General features: G+C 36.3%; 14 protein-coding genes. 10 read left to right on the top strand and 4 right to left on the bottom strand.

What is annotated here, in order from left to right:
• The first annotated feature begins 285 nt into the window (after nt 1-285).
• Together ABS917_RS05830 and ABS917_RS05825 are read left to right on the top strand one after the other, a co-directional pair.
• Nucleotides 286-1,578 (top strand): helix-turn-helix domain-containing protein, encoded by a 1,293-nt coding sequence (locus ABS917_RS05830; protein WP_350478117.1) that lies wholly within the window; start codon nt 286-288, stop codon nt 1,576-1,578.
• Between the two features lies 1 nt (nt 1,579).
• Entirely contained in the window at nt 1,580-1,723 is a 144-nt protein-coding gene (locus ABS917_RS05825) for a hypothetical protein (RefSeq protein ID WP_350478116.1), read from the top strand.
• A gap of 137 nt (nt 1,724-1,860) precedes the next feature.
• Here ABS917_RS05825 and ABS917_RS05820 read toward each other — a convergent pair whose 3' ends face one another.
• Nucleotides 1,861-2,115, bottom strand: a complete 255-nt coding sequence (locus ABS917_RS05820) for a GlsB/YeaQ/YmgE family stress response membrane protein (protein ID WP_350478115.1) — start codon at nt 2,113-2,115, stop codon at nt 1,861-1,863.
• A gap of 340 nt (nt 2,116-2,455) precedes the next feature.
• The gene (locus ABS917_RS05815; protein WP_350478114.1) at nt 2,456-3,847 is read right to left on the bottom strand and encodes a polysaccharide deacetylase family protein; all 1,392 of its coding nucleotides are present in this window, start codon (nt 3,845-3,847) and stop codon (nt 2,456-2,458) included.
• 173 nt (nt 3,848-4,020) lie between these two features.
• On the opposite strand from ABS917_RS05815, the gene ABS917_RS05810 reads away from it, so the two are divergent.
• Nucleotides 4,021-4,767 carry a threonine/serine exporter family protein gene (locus ABS917_RS05810; protein WP_350478113.1) on the top strand — a complete coding sequence of 249 codons (747 nt, stop codon included), beginning with the start codon at nt 4,021-4,023 and terminating at the stop codon, nt 4,765-4,767.
• 65 nt (nt 4,768-4,832) lie between these two features.
• Nucleotides 4,833-5,318 (top strand): threonine/serine exporter family protein, encoded by a 486-nt coding sequence (locus tag ABS917_RS05805; protein WP_350478112.1) that lies wholly within the window; start codon nt 4,833-4,835, stop codon nt 5,316-5,318.
• Nucleotides 5,319-5,352: 34 nt separating this feature from the next.
• On the opposite strand, the gene ABS917_RS05800 is transcribed toward ABS917_RS05805, so the two are convergent.
• Nucleotides 5,353-7,356, bottom strand: coding sequence for a sensor domain-containing protein (locus ABS917_RS05800; RefSeq protein WP_350478111.1), 2,004 nt, complete (start codon nt 7,354-7,356; stop codon nt 5,353-5,355).
• A 310-nt stretch (nt 7,357-7,666) separates the two neighbouring features.
• Between ABS917_RS05800 and ABS917_RS05795 the strand changes: the two genes are divergently transcribed.
• The 6 genes from ABS917_RS05795 (at nt 7,667) to ABS917_RS05770 (ending at nt 13,682) form a co-directional block, all read left to right on the top strand.
• Complete coding sequence (locus ABS917_RS05795) at nt 7,667-8,542, top strand: GNAT family N-acetyltransferase (protein ID WP_350478110.1); 876 nt, start codon at nt 7,667-7,669, stop codon at nt 8,540-8,542.
• Between the two features lie 172 nt (nt 8,543-8,714).
• Nucleotides 8,715-9,302 (top strand): glycosidase, encoded by a 588-nt coding sequence (locus ABS917_RS05790; RefSeq protein ID WP_350478109.1) that lies wholly within the window; start codon nt 8,715-8,717, stop codon nt 9,300-9,302.
• Nucleotides 9,303-9,415: 113 nt separating this feature from the next.
• A complete protein-coding gene (locus ABS917_RS05785) occupies nt 9,416-10,315 on the top strand; it encodes an ABC transporter ATP-binding protein (protein WP_350478108.1) in 900 nt (299 codons plus the stop codon).
• Nucleotides 10,308-11,510: an ABC transporter permease gene (locus tag ABS917_RS05780; RefSeq protein WP_350478107.1), complete on the top strand. Its 1,203-nt coding sequence runs from the start codon at nt 10,308-10,310 to the stop codon at nt 11,508-11,510. The genes ABS917_RS05785 and ABS917_RS05780 overlap by 8 nt, the downstream gene beginning before the upstream one ends.
• 130 nt (nt 11,511-11,640) lie before the next feature.
• Nucleotides 11,641-12,942 carry a sensor histidine kinase gene (locus tag ABS917_RS05775; RefSeq protein WP_350478106.1) on the top strand — a complete coding sequence of 434 codons (1,302 nt, stop codon included), beginning with the start codon at nt 11,641-11,643 and terminating at the stop codon, nt 12,940-12,942.
• A 5-nt stretch (nt 12,943-12,947) separates the two neighbouring features.
• Complete coding sequence (locus ABS917_RS05770; protein WP_350478105.1) at nt 12,948-13,682, top strand: LytR/AlgR family response regulator transcription factor; 735 nt, start codon at nt 12,948-12,950, stop codon at nt 13,680-13,682.
• Between the two features lie 182 nt (nt 13,683-13,864).
• Here the strand turns inward: ABS917_RS05770 and helD are convergent, their stop codons facing one another.
• A complete protein-coding gene (gene helD, locus ABS917_RS05765; protein ID WP_350478104.1) occupies nt 13,865-16,087 on the bottom strand; it encodes an RNA polymerase recycling motor HelD in 2,223 nt (740 codons plus the stop codon).
• Between the last annotated feature and the right edge of the window lies 1 nt (nt 16,088).

Raw genomic sequence — 16,088 nt, 5'->3', positions numbered from 1 at the left:
ACTGGAAGTTAATGCTTGTAATGTAATATATAAGTTGGGAAAAAAACGCAGATTTAATAATAAATATCTATACTTAAATATCTGGATTTCATAATAATTAGGAAACAATAAAGTTAAATGGTTAATTTAGCTGATTAAATACATTTTACACAAACTATTTGATACAATACGATTGATCTAATAATTAACCAATTTGTGGTATAAATAGAGTAGTGAAGCAACCATTAGCAAAATGCACTTTAAATACATAAACAGTGAATAAGAATGGAAAGGGTGAGAAATGAAATGATGGTAGGTCATTTTATTCGTAGTGAAAGATTGAAAAAAAATATGAAGCAGAGTTACTTAGCTAAAGGAATTTGCTCACCATCCTACCTTAGTAAGATTGAAAATAATAGTACGGAACCGAGCGAAGAGGTCTTATATTTAATTTCTAAAAAATTAGGGATTGAATTGAATTTTAAAGGTAAAAATCATGGTAATTTAGAGTATGAAAAAGACAATAGACAATATTTAAATGAAATATATAAAGAAATTTCTATTAAGAGAAGTGAAAAATATGCAAAACAGGTTTATAAGGAGCTTTCGGAATTAAGGTTTTCTTTTAACGGAAATGATTTCTACTTATATTGTTTAGTTAATATTAGGATTTTAGTTATTTTAAAGGACAATAAATCTATCTTGGTTTTATTGGAACCCTTAATGCGAGACAAAGAAAAATTAAACGATTACGAAAAATATTTATTGGCGAAAACTTTAGGGATTTTTCATTTTGTAAATGATAATATCAAAGACTCTATTGAAAATTTTGAAGAAGCATTGAATCTTTCAAAACAAATAAACTTAAAGAGCTGGGATCAAGCAGACTTATACTATATGTATTCTTTAGCAAGCTTATCTAATCAACAAAATATTAAAGCTATAGAGTATAGTGAAATGTCACTAAAATATTTTAACGACAATTTTCTTTTTGAACGCTCGATTGAATCACTCATTGTACAAGGCATAGCTTATAAGAATAGTTTTGACTTCAGAGCATCTTTAAGAAATTATAAAAAGGCTATAGAAATTACAGAAAAATTCGATGTTGTTAAATTTAAATCTATAATATTTCAAAATTTAGGTTCATTATATACTAAATTAAACGATTATAATTTGGCCTTAGAATATTATTTAAAGAGTTTGAATTTAAAAAATTCCTTAGATAAAAAACTCATCACCATTTTTTCTATAATACAGATATATTCAAGACTGCAAGAATATGAAAACGTAACTAATTGGGTTAAAAAAGGTTTTGATGAAATTGGTAAAAGTAAAGAATATGAACAATATATAATACATTTTAACGTGTATAAACTAATGGGGGAGGGGGATAGTGAAAAAATAGAATTATATTTACCTAAAGCTATACAATATTTTGAAAAAATAAATGACTATAGACATACATACAAATATTGTATTAAAATGGCTTTAATACTAAAAAACAAAAAGAAATACAAAATGGCAACAACTTATTTTGAAAAAGCTTTTAATTACCAAAATACTATACAAGAAATTAGGAACTGGGAGGATATTTGATATGAAAAAAATATTGAAGTCATTAATTATTACAATTATGTTGATAGGTATTGTAAGTTCATTATCTATTAATGTCGTATCTGCAGAAGATGAATTACCTGGAATGACACACAATTTTATAAAGAAAGATAAAGAGAGAAATTAACAACTTTATTATAAAAGAGGTTTCTTTATATTAAATTATAAGTAAAAGCGGTCCTTCCCAATTTAAAATGGGAAAGACCGCTTTTAGCTGCTTACATCTAATTATTTAATTAAAAATAGATTAAAGATGTATTAAGCTTATGAAGCTCTACGCATTGATTTCATAATAAAGCTTACAACGAATACAAGTATAATTGCACCTATGATAGCAGGGAAGATATAGAAATCAGAAACTTTAGGTCCCCAACTTCCTAGAAGCATACCACCAATCCATGCACCAACAATACCTGCAATAATATTACCAATAATTCCGCCTGGGACATCTTTACCCAAAATTACTCCTGCAAGCCAACCGATAACTCCACCAATTATTAAAAACCAAAGAAAACTCATACTGTCCATCTCCTATTTCTTATTTTAATTATTTCGCGATAGTGGTTTATAACCTTTATTAACTTTTTTCAAACATTTCAGAGGAAAAAAGTTGCGAAAATTTTTGAGGAACTAGCAGGTGATACCGATGAACAGTTGAGAAATGTCTAGTTTTGCAGTGAAAAGTTGCATTGAGGATTAACAGGGTTGAAGTGAGTATTATCCTGATGGAAGTGAGGATTAATTTCCCTCAATTGAGGATTAAGAGCAAACATCTGAGGATTATTCCGATAAAAATGAGGATTAACGCAAAAAGAGTGGCGATAAAAAATCACCACTCTTTTTAAAAGTCATTTTTAGATTAATGATACGGCAAAATTTCAGAAACCGTTAAAAATTCATAGCCTTCTTTTTGTAAGTAGGCAAGAACAGGCTCCAGTCCATCTGCTGTAGATTGGTGGATGTCATGCATTAACACAATCGCATTATTATGCAATGCCTTTTTTACCATCGGGAACAGCTTTTCTGAATCTCGGTATTTCCAGTCGAGAGTATCAATTGTCCAGTTGACCGACTTACATGGAATTGCGTTACGAACATCTTCATTAATCGCCCCATATGGAGGACGGAATACTGTAGAATGTTGACCGATCGCATGAATAATTGCTTCCTCTGTGGAATTGTACTCCTTTTCAATTTCAGTATGAGACATTTCCGTTAAAACGGGATGTGACCAAGTATGATTGCCGATTTCATGACCACTATCACGGACTTTCCGTACTAAGCCTGGAAAATATTGCGCACGGCTTCCAAGCATAAAGAATGTTGCTTTTGCATTGTATTTTTTCAGAAGAGCTAAAATCTGTTTTGTCACTTCTGGGTGTGGACCGTCATCAAATGTAAGGGCAATCCGTTTTTTTGATGAGTCTTTATTACTGGGAATAATCGTATTTTCGGATTGCATCGGTATTTGAAATTCAGATGCTAAAAGCGGATTGATGAAGGATAAAGGAATTTCAATTACCGGTACACCTGCTTCCGGTTTTGCCACTTCACCTTTATTGAAGTAAATGAAAAGAGAGTCATCTTTCAATGCAAAACGTTTAAATATACGCCATTTTGGCTCGGTAGCGAATGCGAGCTCCTTTTCTAATACATACTCTTTATAAGCTGGATTTTTAAGCATTTCCGATTGGATATGTGCTGCAAAAGTTTTCAGACTTTCTAAATCTCCATTTAAAAGTGCACGAATATCAATTAAATCTCCTGTTTCATAATCAATTAGAAATGTTTCAATCGTTGTTTGCTTTTCCTCGGTATTTATAATCGTTTTATTCGTTAAAACAAAGGAGTAATAATGATCATACTCGAATGTTTCAACAGTTATCGATAGATCGCCTTTTAGCTTCTTTGAGTCCTGCTGCGGGCGCATCATGCTTATGTAATATTGTTTTGATTGTTCTATATAAGTCATTACCGCTTTATTAAAAGTTTCATAATCCATTTGCGGATACTGAACGGTGTAAGGCATTTTCTTGTCGTCAGAGCGATCTGTGACAATTTTTATTCCGGTGAGTTTTGATGCTTCCTCCGTAATAGTATGTTCTTTAGCCGATGTTTTATCGCTGTGCAGGAAAATCGGATCATCGCTTAAAAAAGTTAAGAAAACGATAATGGCACCTAAAAAACCGATAGCGCCAATAAGAAGTAAGTCAATCCAAGGACCACGCCGTTTTCTGTATGGGTTTGTCATGATGTATCGGGTTCCTTTCTAATTGGGATAATCTATTTCTGTACCCTGAATGATGATCATTGTAAATTTTAAGAAAATACGCTGTTCTGTCAGCATAAATTGTACGAAAAAAGACTGTTATTTTCCGATTGCTTCAAGTAATATGAGCTAAGAAGTGGAAGGGGGTCCCTTGAATGAATGCTGAAAATACTGAACTGGCGCTTGACTGCTTTTTGCTTGCTGGTCGTATTATGATTGAAAGCGGTGCTGAAACGTATCGGGTGGAAGATACGATGCTAAGAATGGCCCGTTCTCAAAATATGATGAATGCACAAAGCTATGTTACGCCGACAGGTATTATTTTCTCTCTAGGTAAAACACAGCCTACACAAATTACATCGATTCCAACACGAATTACAGATTTACATCGAATTGTGCTTGTAAACAATGTTTCACGTAAGCTTACATCTCAAATGATAACATTAGAGCAGGCGTATGACGAGTTAAAGAAGATAGAAAAAACAAATTATTTCCTCCCGATTTCCGTTCAAGTTTTGGCGGCATGTATAGCGAGCAGTGCCTTTTTATTGCTGTTTAAAGGAACGATTTCGGATATCCCTGCGGCTTTTGTTGCAGGAGGCGTCGGTCTGTATATAGTGACGATTCTCCATAATATGACCCGCGTTAAATTTTTCTCGGAATTTTTAGCATCAGTAGGAGTAGGTGCTGTTGCATATCTCGCAGTGCATTTTAATGTCGGGACGGAAATAGACAAAATTATTATTGGTTCGGTCATGCCTCTAGTCCCGGGTCTGCTCATAACGAATGCAGTCCGTGATTTAATGGCTGGTCATTTCACAGCAGGGATGGCAAAAGGTGCCGAAGCCTTTTTAACAGCGTTTGCGATTGGTTCTGGTATTGCACTTGTGCTTTCGCTATAAGTTTTTGAATCAATACAAAGTGCGGTCATTCCAGGGTATGATCGATTGGAGGGGAGCGTTCGTTGGTGGAGCATGTTTTAGCTCAAATTGTTATCAGTTTTATTGCGACTGCCTGTTTTGGGGTCATTTTTAATGCACCTATTAAAACAATCCCGGCATGTGGCTTCGTAGGTGCAGTAGGATGGGCAGTATATTATGTTCTATTCGAAGTCGGAATAGATGAAGTAAGAGCATCCTTTCTTGGAGCGTTTGTCGTCTCATTAGTAGCATATTTCTTTGCACGCAAGTTTAGGATGCCGATGATCATATTTAGTGTTTCGGGAATTATTCCGCTTGTACCTGGTGGTATTGCATACAGTACGATGCGAAATGTGATGGAGCTCGACTATATTGCAGGTCTGGAAAATGGAATGCGGGCATTTATGATTTCCGGTGCGATTGCGATGGGACTTGTATTTGCGGAAGTAATGATGCAGATTATCCTGCGTATAATGAGAAAAGGAAGAACTTCGATACAATCCTTTACAAAAGTAAAAAAGAGAAGCTCGTAAAGCACTGATCATCAGTTGCCTTACGAGCTTTTATTTATCCTAATAACGACGAAATTTCTTCTGTAGAGCTTGGTTTGCTTACAAAGTATCCTTGGATGACTTCACAGCCGATGCTTGTCAGGAACTGCATTTGTTCTTCTGTTTCCACACCTTCTGCAACGACCGTCAGATTCATTGATTTTCCTAGCTGTACCATACCGTTTACGAGCTGCTGGTTTTTTTCCGATTTCAGCGATCGGATAAATGTCTGGTCAATTTTTAAAATTGAAATCGGCAGAAGCTGCATGTAACGGAACGACCCATAACCTGTACCGAAGTCGTCAAGCGCGAAGACAATCCCTTCATTTTCAAGTGTACGCATCTGTTTAATAATTCCGGTTTCAGCTTCAGCTTCCAATGCAAACTTTTCGGTAATTTCGATTTGCAGTAAATTTGCCGGACATCCAGTACGGTCAAGTGTTTCTAAAATGGACTTGGCCATATTTTTATCACGGAACTCGCGTACAGAAGAGTTGATGCTGACTTTGATCGGATGGCCAGCATTCTTCCATAGGACCGCTTGTTCACATGCTTTTTCCAGCATAAACGAACCGATATTATTAATGAGGCCTGTTTCTTCCGCGATAGGAATCAGTTCATCAGGTGATACAGCTCCGATTTCTTCATCATCCCAACGAACTAATGCCTCGACAGCTGTGATTTTACCGCTTCTTAAATCAAGTTGAGGCTGGTACAGAACATGAAGGTTTTTCTGATCTAATGCAAGCAGTAATCGCTTTTCAACTATGGATCTGCGGTTTAATGCAGCATGTGAAGATTTTGATAAAGAGACAATACTGTCACCGCCCGCACTGCGTACAGAAGCAATCGTAGCCAATGAGGCCTTCATTAATTGAGAGAATGTCAATTGATCTTCCGGGAAGCGTGTAATCCCGCCGCTTAATGAAAGTGGGACTGCTACGTTACCGCTGTAGATTGGATTTTGCTGTAAATAATTCAGGAAACCTTGTGTAAACCACTCTGGTAATGGTGTAATTACGACAAATTCACTTTCATTAATACGAGCCATTGTACTATCTTGGAAATACATTTTCATGCGTTTCGTAAATTCTACGATAAGGGAATTCCCGGCGACGCCATCATGTAAATCCTTAATTGTATAAAACTTATCGATGCTTAAGTAAACGAATGAAAAATTACGCTCTTCTTCAATCATTTCCCCGATAATTTGTTCCAGACGGTGAACATTCATCATCCCTGTTTCTGTATCGATATATGCGATTTTCTCCAGCTGGAACTGAATCTTTTTCTCTTTTGTAATATTCCGCTCAATCAGCAAATACTCGTTTTTTTCAGATGTTTGGCCCATCATTGGAATCGCCGTTAAATGTACCCAGTAAAGCTGCTCATCCTTTGTCAATTTCTCAACTTCACCTTGCCAAACTTGCCCGTTTTGCAAGGTTTTCCATATTTCAAGGACGACTTTTTCCGATTCGGGATTTTGCGGGAACAATTGCCACAATGTTTTACCGATGACCCGTTTTGGTGTCCATCGGCTTGCTGTTAAAAACGGCTGATTTGTTTGAGTAATAAAGCCGTCCTGGTCAAGTGTAACGGTCATAAATGATTGGTGGATGCCATTTTTAAGGTCGACTAAATGTTGCTGTTCTTCATCTAATAAACGAACTTCTTCATTTGGAATACAAAGAACAGAAATTGCCTGCTCATTTGCAAAGACAATCGGCTTCGTATAAAGAGTGCAAGTTTTGGAAGATTGACCTTTCAGTGAAAGAGGAATGTTGTTCAAACATAACGCTACTGAACTTGTTAAAATGGATTCAATGACATCGTCACCTACTTCTGAAAATAGCGTGTCGTGTATGGAACTTCCGATTAGTTCTTTTGTCTCTTGTGTTGGATAGTCTAATTGACGGAGATTTCCATGAACGAGTGTACCATTAGGTAAAAGTACAAAAGAAGGAAAAGGGGTATCTAGTAGTGGCTCAGTACTAGTAGAATAGATTTGTTCTTTTGTCATAAGTTAAGTCTCCTTAATTAATTAATTCATATTGCAATTATAATTAAATAACATCATTTAGTCATTTAAGATGAATTTTTATTTGTAAAAATTAATCATGCATAGGATTATTATACCTTATTATTGGGTAATAAGTAGTTAAATTTATGCATCTTTACTAGAAAAATTGTATCATGAAGTTGTTTTATTTTTAATGGAAATAATAATTTCAGAAAGATAAATTTGAATGGATTCACGCGCGAGTATTGCGTTACTTCGACAGCTTTACTAAAATAAAGAAATTATAGTAGTTAGAATTGGAGTAGAAAGAATGAATTTATCGGCAATAACAGTGTCGTTTCCTTTAGATGAAGAAACATATGAAGAGGTACAGAAATTATGTAAAACAGCGGCCGTTTGTGATGGCGTACTATTAAATCAAATCATGAATTTACCGATAGCGAAAAGCTATGAAATACGGGGATTTTATGTACTTGTATATGATGATGAAAAGAATTTGCTGGTCGGAGCAGGTACTGCAGTTGATTTGATGGGATTGAATACGTATGAATGGTCGATGCTTGTTGCACCGATGTATCGTCAACTTGGAATTGGTACGGCGATATTGAACGTGCTGAAAGAAGGATTGGCGATGCGTGAAAGTGAAGGGGAGCTTGCATTAATCGTGGAAGGCTCGTATTACGGCAAAGAATTTCTTCAAAAGAACGGGTATTTATACAGCTTTTCTGAAGCAACATTGGAAGCCCGAGCAGAAGTTCTGCAAAAAGAGGGGCCAGTTACTTTACGCCCGTTTATGCAAAAGGACACGGAAGCACTTGTCTCGATTTTCAGTGATGCGTTTGGCGATATTCGTGAGGAATCATTGGAACTGATCGAGTTTAATACAACGACTGAAGGCCTAGTCATGTGGACAGCCGAAATTGATGGTGAAGTTGTTGGAACAGTGACAACTCGCAAAGAAGGCGAAGTACAGTGGATTACGGCATTTGCGGTTTCTCCGAAGAGACAACGCCAAGGGATCGGCACGCAAATTTTGAATTTAGTGAAAGATTATGCGCTTCGGTCGGGTGACAAGACAATTTTACTCGATGTGGAAGTCGAAAATATGGCAGCCCTTCATGTATACGAAAAAGCCGGCTTTATGAAGTCATCCCAACTTGATTATTACATTTTTATTGGATTGTAGGCGAGTAAATTCAAGTGCTTACAAAGTAAACGTTCATGATTTTATGAACGTTTTTTTTATACGAAAAAAGAACGGTTATGATTGGTTAATTCGTTTTCAAGAGCCTTTAAACACGTATAAGTCGAACGAAAGTATAGTGGAATTAGGCAATTTTCAAGGAAGGGGGGATATTTTGAAAGTACTGATTGTTTCAATGTCTACTTTGTTTATTGAAGCATTACAAATAGCTATTCAGGATAAGCGTCCGACTTGGCAAGTAGATACTTATCCCATTCAAGCCCCTATATTTAATCAGGCATTACTGAAAAAAATTAAAGAACTGTGTATTGATATTGTGGTGATTGAAACAACAAACCAGCATTTCGCACTGATTATTGAAAGTTTAAAGAAAGTGAAGGGTCCCGAAATAGACATAATGCTCCTTGTAGATTCTAGAATGGGAGAGGTTTACCATCACTTAAAGGATGAGGAGCGCTGGGCAAGTGTCACAAAAAATACTGGGTTGGACGAATTTTTATTACTGATGGAATCATTTAAAAGTAATACACCTCATTTAGTTGAGGCTTCTTTAAAAGAGTTGGATAAACAAATTCTGAAAGATTTAGCAGTAGGCCATACATTTGAATTTATTCAGCGTACAAGAGGATTAACGGCTGAAGAGATCGATCAGGTCCTTTACCGGATTACCACCTATTTTAAAGTGCCAAATTATATCGAGTCGATCAGTAAGGCATTTGAGCAGAAGATCATTGCGTATTAAACATATAAGGAGGCAAATAAAGTGAAAAACATTTTAAGGGCTATAGTTGGAGTAGTTATTGGAGTCGTCGTAATTTCTATTGTAAAGATGTTCATTTAAGGGGGCGTTTCATAATGACATTTCAAATTCAAAATGTAAGTAAAAGCTTTGGCAGTAAAAAAGCAGTGAACAATATTTCAATACATTTAGAAGAAGGGCAAATCCTTGGGATGTTAGGTCGAAATGGCGCCGGAAAAACAACAACCATTCGTATGATGTTAGAACTGATTCCTAAAGATAGCGGACAAATTTTATGGAAAGGAAAGCCTTTCTCTAAGAAAAACTTGAAAATTGGTTATTTGCCGGAGGAACGTGGACTTTACGCTAAAATGAATGTTTTGGATCAAATTATTTATTTTGGTATGTTGGAAGGTATGAGCAAAAAAGAAGCGAAAAGAGAGGCACTAAAGTGGTTGGAAAAGCTTGAAATCTCTTATGCCGCAAAAAAGCGTACCGAACAATTATCGAAAGGGAACCAACAAAAAGTACAATTAATTACTGCAATTATACATGATCCGAATTTTATTATTTTAGATGAGCCGTTCAGCGGGTTAGACCCTGTTAATGCAGATATGTTGAAAAGCGTCGTAAAAGAATTGATTGCTAAAAAGAAAACAATTATTTTCTGCAGTCATCAAATGGAACAGGTTGAATCTTTCTGCAGCCAGATTTGTATTTTAAAGGACGGAAACCTGATAGTTTCTGATGAGTTAGTGAATATTAAGAGCTCCTATGATTATCGCTACTTGGAATTGGAAACAGCGGCTGCCGACTTAAAGGATTACCTTACGCTTAAACAATATGAATTTACTCAGGAAAACAATCGGTATAAGTTAAGGATTCCTAGAAGCGAAAAAATATATCAGCTCATTCAGGAATTCGGAGAGAAATTCGAGCTGCAGGGAATTTCATTAAAAGAGCCGAGCCTGCATGAAATCTTTATTGAGCGGACAGGAGGGGATGTCATTGCGTAATTTCAGCATTGTATTCAGCACCGTATTCAAAGAAGCGGTTAAAACAAAGGCATATGTATATATTACGCTCGGTCTGCTCGTGCTAAGTGTACTGCTCTTTGCATCACCAACGATTTTGAGCAATTTTGCGAAGGATAGCTCGGAAGAAACATATAAACTCGTCAATCGAACATCACTGGGGTTATCTGAACAAGATCTAGCTAAATTAGATGGAAACTGGGATATTGTAAACAATGCAACGATAGAAAGTCTAAAAGAAGAGATTAAATCAGAAGAAATAGCAGGATTCTTTGTGTTGGAAGATCGAGTGGATATGATGCAGCTGAATATTTTTGTGCCAAAAGTGAACAATGAACTACTGTTCACGTTAGAATCCTATATTGAACAAAAGAGAGTGGCATCTATTGTAGAAGCTCAATCCATTCATCCATCGGTTGTTCAAGCACTAAACGCCCCATTACAGACAAGCTTTGGATCGTTATATGAAACAGAGCCAAATGCCTTACTTATCGTTTATGGATTGATTGCAATTATGTTTTTAGCCATTTCCACTTACGGGAATAATGTTGCAACAGCAATTGCGTCTGAAAAATCTTCTAGGGTTATGGAAGTCATGATTACAAAGGTAGCGCCAGTACCGATGATGTATGGGAAAATTTTGGGGATTGGTCTAGCTAGCTTAGCGCAATTATTCATCTTTATCGGCGGTCTCCTATTATGGGCGAACTTAGGTATTTTTGAAATTCCTGAAGGGTCATTTGTACAGACTTTAATTGAGACAATTACGTGGGGGACAGCCGCATATATCCTCATTTTCTTCATCATTGGGTACTTCATCTATGCTACTTTATTTGCAATTGTAGGATCGATGGTAAGTCGTCCTGATGATTTATCAAGCGCAACAATGCCAATTGTCATTTTATTGATGGTGAGTTTAACAGTAGAAATATTGTTTGTCATGGATTATCCCGAAGGTATTTTGACAAAAGTAACATCGTATATTCCATTTACAGCACCAATGAGTGTACTGATTCGTATAGTTTATAATACGATTGCCCCGGGAGAGATTATTATTTCATTGGTGGTTATGATTTTATTTATTGGCTTATTTGCCGGGATAGCCGCAAAAATATATCCAAAAGGTGTTCTGAAATCAGATAGTTTAACGCTAAAACAATTAATGCAATTTAAATAAAAACCGTTCCAAAATCTCACAATGTTTTAAGAGTTTTCTCGAAAGCTAAGGCAGCTTTTGGGAAGACTTTTTAATTTCAATAATTAGTATATAATGGTTATATAGTAAAATTATAACGGAGTGGTGATGAGTGGAAGGACTCACAATTGAAATGATTATATTGTTCATTATTCAATATTTAATGCTACTATTTTTTAACACCTATGTACTGGACCTGTCATGGTCAAAAAAACAATTACTAACGATTGTACTAATTATATTTATACCAACTTTTATATTGTTTCAATTTTTAGATGCAGTGTCGGTTTTATATTATTTAGCTATATTGGCAATAATGATTTATCGCAAAACCCGAATCGTTATTCATATTTTTCATGTATTTATGTCCCTAATTTTTTTAGTTGTTTCGGATAATATTTCAAGTATAGTGATATTCTATTTGCTTGGTGGAATCAGCAATGAACAACTGACATTTTTCAGTTTTACGATATTTTTCATCTTATTAGGCTTACTTTTTGCTTTTTGTTATAAACGCATTGCGAAGTATTTGATCAATCGGTGGGTATTTCATCATTACGTATCCTATATACTAGTGTTTCTCAGTGTAGTTACAGTAGTGTTTATGTATATCAATATCATGAAAATTGACCATGAAAATTTTAATGAGAGCGTCCAGGATAATTTGGCAATGTTTTTAATCTATCTAGCATTACTGACAATCAGTATTTTTGTCATTGTCTTTTTAGCATTTAAACAATTTAAAATTGAACAAAGGGAACAAGAAATAAATAACTTCGAATCCTATGTTGCCTCACTTGAACAAATTAATCAGGATATGCGTAAGTTTAAACATGATTACGTCAATATCTTATCTTCTTTACGTACATTTATTGATGACAAAAATTATGAGGGTCTCCATACATACTTTTATGACCATATATTAGAAGCGAATTATCAGGAACAATTAAATCAGCACTCGATGATGGTATTGAATAACCTGAAAATCAATAGTTTAAAAGGGTTATTAACGACAAAGATTTTACAAGCTCAATCCCATCAAATTCCGTTTCATATTGAAATCGTGGAAGAAATCACTGAAATCCCGGTAGACCCGATTATTTTAAACCGTATGGTAGGTATTGTGCTGGACAATGCAATCGAAGCAGCACGGGAAATTGAGAATGGCCAAGTACGCGTTGCCTTTATTCACATAAATGGAGCCATTTTATTAGTCGTAACTAACAGATTTGATGAATCTACAAATATAAAAGTACATGAAATTTACCAAGAGGGTTTTTCAACAAAGGGAGAGAGTCGTGGTATAGGCTTAGCTAATTTACGTCAAATGAAAAATAATTTACAAAATGTTAGCTTAAACACGAAAATTAGCCCTCCTTATTTTATTCAGGAAATGGAGTTTAAAAAGGGGTAGATTATATGAATATTGTTATTTGTGAAGATGATCGAGTTCAATTGGGGAAAACGAAAGAAATAATCGAGAACTACGCTATGATAGAAGCTAACGGAATGAAAGTAGTACTTGCTACAACTAATCCTCATGATGTTGTCTCATTTTTACAAGAAGACAAGGCGGATTGTTACTTTTTAGATATAGATTTAAAAGACGAAATTACTGGTATTACACTAGGAAGCAAAATTCGGGAGGATGATCCTATTGCCAATTTAGTGTATATTACAACACATGCTGAAATGAGCTTTCTTACGTTTATTTATAAATTGGCTGCACTCGATTTTATTATTAAAGATAATCCGGATACGTTAAAGGAAAAGATACTATCCACTTTAAAAGAAGCTCATCGACGTTATTTAAAGATAGGCGAACAAGAAAGCGTTCAAAAACTGCAAATTAAAACTACTGGACGTACGCATAATATAGATTTTCAAAACATTTATTTTTTCGAAGCTTCACCAGACTCGCATAAGATTATTTTGCATTTGGAAAATGAATACATTGAATTTTACGGACGGTTAAAAAATTTTGAAGGGTTACATTCTGATCTTTACCGGTGCCATAAATCTTTTATTGTAAATAAGAGCAAAATAAAAAACATCGATTTAAAAGAGAGGTCTATTATGTTAGATAATGGGGAACTTTGCTATGCATCAGCAAGGCTTATTAAAGGTTTATTAAAGGAAACTACTTTAATTTGAGGGGTGTTGTGATTAATAGATGCATTTCTCATGCTACAATAAAAGCAGCAGTAAAGGCGCACCGTTTACGGTGTGCCTTTATTGCTGCTATGCGGCTTTCGCTAAAATATATCGGAATTAAATATGAAGCTACATGCGAACGCTCTTTAACTTTGTAAGAAAAAACGCATGATATGCTTCACTCACTTCATCAAAAAAGCCTCTTTCGATGGGCCGATTAGATAAAGTTCGTGCATGGCACGGGTTAAGGCAACATAAAGCAGTTTCCGGTCAAGAGGATTGTCATCGTAAGGTGTGTCAAATGACGTGAGAATGACCGCATCAAACTCTAAGCCTTTTGCCAAGTGACTTGGAATAACGAGAAGCTTTTGCTGGTCGATTGCTGAATTTTCGTCGAGCAGCTGAGCAGGGATAACCGATTTTTCAAGCTGTTCTATTAACTGAACGGCTTCCTCAGTTGTTTTACAAATGAGTGCAATGGATTGATGCTGATTGTCGCGGATTTTTACAAGGACGTCTTGAATAATAGTGGCATCAAAACTTTCTGCTGCGATAAATTCCGGTAATTTCCCATGACGGACAACAGGTTCAACAAGCGGTAAATCCTCATCCATCTGCATCAGGATTTCATTGGCAACATCCATAATTTCGATTGTTGTTCGATAGCTTTTTTGTAGTGTTGCATACGTTGCGCGCGGGAAAAGAGAGAGTACCGGCTGCCACTCTGTAAGTGACCGGTAGCTGTGGATTCCTTGAGCAAGATCTCCAACCATTGTGAACATATCCGTTTCAAGGCCGGCTTTTAGTGCAGCAAGCTGAAAATAGCTGTAGTCCTGAACTTCATCGATAAAAACTACGCGCATTTTCCACTTTTCATCAATGCCTTTGATTTTAGCCTGTAAAAAGTAAAGGGCCGCCAAATCCTCCAGCACCCAACGTTCTTTCTGGTGAGCTTTTATAAAATGCGCTACTTCTTCCAAAGGCCATTCAGGAGCAACTTCACCCAATAATTCACGATTCGTCAAAAGCTCACGGTACATCTGTTTCACTTTTACTTTCTGGAATTTTCTCATATAGACTGTTGCAACGGATTTTGCTTCCTGCTTAATTTTTGGAATGCGGGCATCCCGTTCATCAATGAGCTTTGTCACTGTACGACGGCGTTTGTCTGCGTCACGCATACCACTCAGTGCACGACCAATTGCATCTTCATAGCGGGTATTCAATGTCGCAAGCACTGCTGCCGTTTTCCGTTTCACCTCTGTTTGAATTACCTTTTTAATACGTTCAAGCCGTTTTTCCACAGGCATATAATGAAATTCCACCAAAAATAGCTTTCGTAAATGCTCGCCCTTCATAATGCGGTATTTTTCAATGAATACATCGTCAAACAATACGGCAAGCTTCTGTTCGTGGTGCACGATATAGCGGTTCATCATAAGCTCGTAAAATGGACTGCCTTTTGTTTTCGAAATCATGGCACTCTCTTGCTGTAGAGAAGGGTTTGCAATGAGCTTCTCAAGTTGTTCATTCGGATTTTGGAGTTTTAATTTCAGGTTCAGTGCATCAAGCACATATTGCGCATACGTTGTCTGGCAAATTTTATCGACACCAAGCTCCGGTAATACATCGGCAATATAGTCGATAAATAACCGGTTCGGTGCAAGAATCATCAACTGTTCGGGATTGAAATGTTCGCCCATCGTGTAAAGAAAATACGAAATCCGGTGGAGGGCAATCGTTGTTTTCCCTGAACCGGCCGCACCTTGTACAAGAATCGGCTGACGTAGATGTGCACGAATAATTTCATTTTGTTCTTTTTGGATAGTGGAGACGATTTCCGTTAACCGGACATCGGCTTTTCCTTCGAGCGCTTCCTGGAGGAGCTCATCGTTTGTTGTTAAATCGACATCGCGGTAATTAATCAGCTCGCCATTTTCAATTTTATATTGGCGCTTGGCAAACAAATGACCGGAATGTGTTTCATCCCGGACATCGTATGTAATATCGCCAAGCCGGCCATCGTAGTAGACGTTTGCGACAGGGGAGCGCCAATCAACAATGATCGGTTCATGTGTTTCGCTGTGAAAAAGCGAGGTTTTTCCGATATAAAGAAATTCCTCATCTTCTTTTTCACGCTGAAAATGGATTCGTGCAAAATACGGTTTTTGCCGAATCGCTTCCAACCCTTCTTTTTGATTACGGGCAAGCTCGAAAAAACGGGTATTCATTAAAATGTTCAGGAAGCTGTCACTGGAATCCAAATATTCCACATTGGCCATCGCTGTACGAATATTTTCCTGTGCCGTCTCAATATCTCTTTTTGAGCTATTTAAAATCCGGTCCATATAATGAATCGTTTCGTGCAGACGCTGTTGTTCCTGCTTAAAATCTTGAACTGTCACT

Source organism: Solibacillus sp., from assembly GCF_040273735.1.
GTDB lineage: Bacteria > Bacillota > Bacilli > Bacillales_A > Planococcaceae > Solibacillus.
This window is presented reverse-complemented; position numbering and strand designations above follow the sequence as displayed.

Coding starts and splice junctions, on each gene's coding strand:
- ABS917_RS05830 (WP_350478117.1), top strand. CDS start 286: ATGATGGTAGGTCATTTTATTCGTAGTGAAAGATTGAAAAAAAATATG.
- ABS917_RS05825 (WP_350478116.1), top strand. CDS start 1,580: ATGAAAAAAATATTGAAGTCATTAATTATTACAATTATGTTGATAGGT.
- ABS917_RS05820 (WP_350478115.1), bottom strand. CDS start 2,115: ATGAGTTTTCTTTGGTTTTTAATAATTGGTGGAGTTATCGGTTGGCTT.
- ABS917_RS05815 (WP_350478114.1), bottom strand. CDS start 3,847: ATGACAAACCCATACAGAAAACGGCGTGGTCCTTGGATTGACTTACTT.
- ABS917_RS05810 (WP_350478113.1), top strand. CDS start 4,021: ATGAATGCTGAAAATACTGAACTGGCGCTTGACTGCTTTTTGCTTGCT.
- ABS917_RS05800 (WP_350478111.1), bottom strand. CDS start 7,356: ATGACAAAAGAACAAATCTATTCTACTAGTACTGAGCCACTACTAGAT.
- ABS917_RS05795 (WP_350478110.1), top strand. CDS start 7,667: ATGAATTTATCGGCAATAACAGTGTCGTTTCCTTTAGATGAAGAAACA.
- ABS917_RS05785 (WP_350478108.1), top strand. CDS start 9,416: ATGACATTTCAAATTCAAAATGTAAGTAAAAGCTTTGGCAGTAAAAAA.
- ABS917_RS05770 (WP_350478105.1), top strand. CDS start 12,948: ATGAATATTGTTATTTGTGAAGATGATCGAGTTCAATTGGGGAAAACG.